Origin of the sequence: Nonomuraea sp. NPDC049784 (assembly GCF_040659615.1) — a bacterium.
Lineage (GTDB): Bacteria > Actinomycetota > Actinomycetes > Streptosporangiales > Streptosporangiaceae > Nonomuraea.
Genome location: NZ_JBFAMX010000657.1, coordinates 1 through 5,494 on the forward strand (window position 1 = coordinate 1; position 5,494 = coordinate 5,494).

Here is a 5,494-nt window from a genome sequence, read left to right on the forward strand (position 1 = left end):
GCCAACGCCCGGCCCATCGAGGCCGCCCGGAAGGTCGGCTCGCAGGGACGCGCGTTGGGCATCGGCTGGGAGACCGCCTCCCAGTACCTATCACAGTCATCCATGGACCCCGACCTGCTGCCGTTCTGCAACCGCCGCTACTGCGGCCGGGTCGCCAAGCAGTCGGACGCCCAGCACGTGCTCAAGAACTGGAACCGACTGGACACGACCCTGCTGCCAACCGGGGTCTTCTACTGCCAGCAGTCCGGCAGCTCCGTCACCACACTGCTGTACACGCCCGAGGTCACCGACGAAATGCTCGCCGAGGCCGCCGTGAAGACCGCGCACCTGGCGCCGAAACTGGAGGAGCCCACCGCCGCCGGGCTGCCTCACTACCCAGACAGATGGGCCGACCTCCCTGACCACCTACTCCGCTTCTGCACCAAGGAGCAGGAGGCCCTGGTGTACGAGGCCCGGGCCCGGCGCAAGACCGCGAAGCTGCAAAAGACCGCCATGGGCGGCGCGAAGGTAGCCGCGGCCAGCGGCGCCCCGCCGCGGCTGATGGTGTCGGAGCGCCTTGAGGTCCCCGACGAGATGGAGGCGCTCCTCTCCGAGGTCGGCGACGATCACCTCCGGGCGCTGGTGAAAGTGCACCTCTCTCCCGGCCAGATCACCACCGCCGACTCCAATGCAGCTGTTGCGCCACATCGCAGCCGCGCTTGGGCGAGCTTGCGGCGCGGGGTGTGGCGCAAGAGGGGATTGCTCGAGCAGCCGGCGCATGGGAAGTGGCGCCGAGCCGTGGGGGAGCCCGAGCTGATCCGGGGAGCCGTGGAGGCTGAGGAGGACATCCGCGCCGGACGGGTGGACGGGGGAGACCGACCCCGCACAGACCCCCAAAACACCCTCGCCTACCTGGGCATACACCCTGACCTGCCCGCCTCCAACGGGGGGGATCCCCAGATCGGCCCGCCGTGGGGGAGCGACCCCGGGGGAGGGGGCCCCACCCCGTCAGACCTGGAGAGCCACACACAGTGATCTACTCCTGCTGGCCGGCGCCCCGCCCTCACCCCCTCTCCTACCCGCGCACGCGCACGCGCGTAGGGGGGTGGATGTCCAATCCTCTCCTGCTGGACATCGCCGTAGACATTCCGTGGACATCCCCATGAACGTCCGAAAGTGACTGACAGTGACGAACTTTGAGTGGTTGACGAGCCTCGTCGGCAACGCCGCACCGCCATACTGGGCCGCCGGCGGTGCCGCCGCCACATTGCTGACCATGGGCCTGATCTGGGGATTCATGCGGCTGGTCCTGCCGAAACGGCGGCCGCCGCGGCACCGGTCCATGGCCAACCTCGTGACCTGGGTATGTGCCGCCGCCGCGCTCGTGATCTCCGGCCAGGGCATTTTCGAGGTCATCCACCGGGCAGCCCCGGACGTGCCGTGGCTTCCCTGGCTGGGCGTCTTCCTGCTGGAAGGCCCGCTGCTGGCGTTCGCGTTGCGCGCCAAAGAAGCCGTTGACCAGCAAAAAGACCCCTCTTCCGCGATCCGGATGACGTGGGTTCTCGCCTCCATGTCAGCGGCGATCTCAGCCACCAGCACGCTCACAGCTGGCGACGCCGGCGTGTTCCTGCTGCGGGCGGTCGCTCCGGTCGTGGGCGTCATCCTGTGGCACCACGCTCTGGCGATCGAGTTGGAGGGCACCGGTTCCACCAAGTCGCAGTCGCGGTGGAAGTGGACGCCCGAGTACGTGCTCACGCGACTCGGTCTGGTGACGGCCCGCACCACAGAGACGGCCGACGCCGAGGTCCACATGCGTTTGACCAAGGTCGCCGACTGGGTAATCCGGTACGCCCGCGCGGCGGTGCGGAACGCTCAGACCCCCGGATGGTGGAACACCCGGTGGAACAACTTCGCCCGCTGGCGGCTGGAGCGCATCTACAGGGCAGCGGAACGCGATCTTGACCTGGTGCGGAACACCTCCCGGCGGGAGCTGCTGGAACAGATCATCGCCTCCCGCAGCACCGCAGTCCTGCTGACGCTGCTTGCCGGGTGCACCCACGCTGATCTGGGTCTACCAGAGCCGGAACGACCGGAACAGTCCCTGGAAGAACAGGCCCGGAACACCACCCGCATGCTGTTCCACACGATCGTGAAACAGCCGCGGAACACCCCGGACCGAAACAGCCGGAACACCAACGAGGCGACGGAGCGGAACACCCGGAACGGGGCGCCAGGAACAGGCGGGGACGCCGTCCGGAACACCCGCGCCACCGGGGACCGGAACACCCAAGACCCTGAGCGGAACACCAGCGGCAAACCCACCAGAGAGGAATTCGACGCCGCCATCGCTCGACACATCAGCCCAGCCGGAGAGGTTCCCATCCGGACTCTCGCTCGGGAGCTCGGCGTTGCCCCGGCCACCATGAGCCGGCACGCCGACCGCTACCGCAAGCAGAACGGATTCCCCTCTCCCTCCGAGGGGGTGATTCCCCCTCCCCGCAGCAGCGACCACAACGACCCCCACAACGCGTCGCAGCAGCTCGCCGCCGTGGGGGGCGGTGATCCCAACTAGCCAGACAACCCCAAAAGGGCGGCAGCCACGAACACGGCTGCCGCCCGGGCGGGCGCCGATGCCCCCTGGCAACTCACACACCAACACGCCGTCACGATCTCGTCAGCCAACACCAGTCACCCGACAACTCACCCCCGCCCCAACCGACGATCACAGGAGTCACCACCATGAACGAGCACGCCCACACCGCCGCCAACGGCTTCACCTGCCCAAAGACCGCGCCCGACGACGGTGCCTCCGGCGACTTCCTCGTCCTGCCCCTGGACCGGGTACACGCCATGCCCAAGACCTGGCACAACGCGTTCAACGTGCTGCTGGACGAATACCAGGCTGCCTACGCCCACACCACCCCCATCACGTACACGGTGCACACATGGGAAACACGCCCGCTCGCCGACTGCACCCCCGCGCAGCTGCGAAGCATCAGCGTGATACTCGCCGACGACGTCCACGAGACCGCAGACCAGACCGGACCCGCTCGCCACGATGGCCCGCGAACGACCTACCGGGACCCTGACGGCCGCAAACTGGAGGAGCACCAACTGCTGCGCGTACCTTACGACGCGCCGCCGGAGCACGACGCCCAGCCCTACAACGGCGAGCCGTACATCACCACGGCCGCCGTGCTCAAGCTGAGCGGCAGCAGCTATGACGACGACACCGAGGTCCACCTCCGGGGCGAGATCGTCGACCTCGTCATACACACTCGCGGTGAGGGATCGGGCACGTACAACTTCGCCGACGTACTCCTGCGCGACCACACCGCCGATCTCATCGTCCAGATTCCGCCGCGCCTCTACCCGCAGGTCGCCGAGCTCGTCGTCCTCGGACAACGGCTGATCGTCACCGGATCCGTCGACCGGCACGCGAAGATCCCGCAGCTCATCGCCAGCGAGTTGCGCCGGCAGGAAACGGCCACGTGACGGACCACACCAGCCTTCGCCTGCACACTCGACACCGGCCAAGCACTCAGCGGCCTGCTGCATGCCGGCGCGACGCCTGAAGACGCCCAGGTGATCGACATTATCGCCCCGGCCAGCTCATCCGAGATCAACGTGCACACCCGCCCATGCCGCGCACCAACGCGGCGACAACGTCCCCGTGAAAGGAGGCGACATCATGACCGCACGCAGGCGTTCCGGCCGGGCGGCCTCCAGCCATAACCGCAGGAAGACATCCCCTCGAACGCCGGGGACGACGCGAAAGACTGGAGCGTCGCGCAGTGGCGTCTTCGCCGACATGGCCGCATTCGCCAACCGTTGGCTGGTGCGGCCCGCCCGGGTCCTGTTCTCTGCTCTGGCCCGCGGCCTTGGGATCGCAGTCCGCTCTGCGGGGCAGGGGGAGACCCACCCCGAGGCCAGCCGGACCCGCGACGAGCTCGGTCTGGCTGCGTTGCTCGCCGCTGCGTTCATCGGCGCGGTGACCTACCACCTGATTCCTCACCCCCTCGCCGCACGGGCAGATCTGATCATCACTGCGGTCACGGGCACGTTGACGAAGTTCATACCGGCGCTCACCGCGATCATGGCGTGGCGGCTGCTGCGACACCCCGATCAAGACCGTGTCAACGCGCGTATCGCCGTCGGTCTCGTCCTCTCACTGGCCGGCATAGCCGGGCTGCTACATGCTGCCCATGGGATCTCGCCCGTCGGCGCAACGCCGCCCGACCTAGCCGTCATGCGCCAGGCCGGCGGCCTGCTCGGGCTAGCCGCCGCCTGGGGGAGTGGCCTGGCGCTCTTGCCGCCGACCCTGATTGTGACGTTGCTAGCCGCGATGGCAGTGTGGGGACTCGTAGTGATCACCGGCCTGCCGTTGGCCGAGATCATTCGCCGCCTGCGGGCGCTGCGTCGCCCCGTTCAGCACCCGGCCGCCACGCCCGGCCGCCGGCCGTCACTTGAGCCGAGCACACCGGCAGCCTCGAAGATCGTCGTGGCGCCGGCGGCTCTGCCCGCCGCACAACCCCCCACGCTGGCCCCTGCCGTGGCCACCTCTCCACCTCAACTCTCGGCACAGCCTGCCCCTCCTGTCACGCCACCTCTCATCTCCGGTCTCCAGCCCGCTGACCACACCAGGCAGAACATGTCCGCGCCGCTCGGCGACATCGCCCACGGGCAAGATGCAGCCGACGCGCCCGGCCGCGAGCATGCGGATCCGCGTATGCAGCGGCCTTACCGCCTTCCGACGCTGACGCTGCTGGAGACCGACTCTGCCCCTCACAACAGCGCCAATGACACCCACGCGCAGGCGATCACCGAGGCCATCGCCCAGACGATCGCCAACTTCGGACTGGGTGCCAAGGTAAGTGGCTTTATCCGAGGCCCACAGGTCACTGTGTACCTCATCGCGCTCGACCCTGGTTTCTCGGCCAAGAAGCTCCAGGCTCAGGAGAAGGACTTCCATCTGGCGGTCCGCTCAGCCGACACCCGATGGTTGTCCCCGGCACCCGGCGGCAGCGCGGCGGTCGGGCTCGAAGTCCCGAACGCCCACCGCGACGTGGTCAGGCTCGGCTCGCTGCTGCACTCCATCAGTGGACAGCCTGACCGTCATCCCTTGATCATTCCCATCGGACGGACGGTGGACGGTTTCACCAGCCAGGCCGATCTGACACGCATGCCACACCTGCTCGTTGCGGGTGCCACCGGCACCGGCAAGAGCGTGTTCATCAACAGTCTTATTGTCTCGATCTTGATGGGGGCGACGCCCGATGAGGTTCGGCTGATCCTCATCGACCCCAAGCGGGTCGAGCTCGGCGCCTATAGAAACATTCCGCACCTGATCACGCCGATCATCACCAACCCGAAGAAGGCCGCAGAGGCCCTCGAATGGGTCGTGGGCGAGATGGACCGGCGCTACGACGACCTGGCCGCGTCGGGCTTCCGGCACGTCGACGAGTTCAACAAGGCCGTGCGGGCGGGCAAGCTGCAGCCGCCGCCCGGCAGCGAG

4 protein-coding genes are annotated in these 5,494 nt (G+C 68.0%); all 4 read left to right on the plus strand.

Annotation, left to right across the window (positions count from 1 at the left end; genetic code table 11):
• The coding region (locus AB0J09_RS54885) for a hypothetical protein (RefSeq protein ID WP_360710271.1) at positions 1 to 1,014 on the plus strand (1,014 nt) is incomplete at its 5' end.
• 151 nt (positions 1,015 to 1,165) lie between these two features.
• A complete protein-coding gene (locus AB0J09_RS54890; RefSeq protein WP_360710273.1) occupies positions 1,166 to 2,551 on the plus strand; it encodes a hypothetical protein in 1,386 nt (461 codons plus the stop codon).
• Between the two features lie 167 nt (positions 2,552 to 2,718).
• Complete coding sequence (locus tag AB0J09_RS54895; RefSeq protein ID WP_360710275.1) at positions 2,719 to 3,474, plus strand: OB-fold nucleic acid binding domain-containing protein; 756 nt, start codon at positions 2,719 to 2,721, stop codon at positions 3,472 to 3,474.
• Positions 3,475 to 3,790: 316 nt separating this feature from the next.
• The coding region (locus AB0J09_RS54900) for a DNA translocase FtsK (protein ID WP_360710277.1) at positions 3,791 to 5,494 on the plus strand (1,704 nt) is incomplete at its 3' end.

Excerpts from the sequence above, each read along its gene's own strand:
- AB0J09_RS54895 (WP_360710275.1), top strand. The coding sequence starts at position 2,719 with ATGAACGAGCACGCCCACACCGCCGCCAACGGCTTCACCTGCCCAAAG.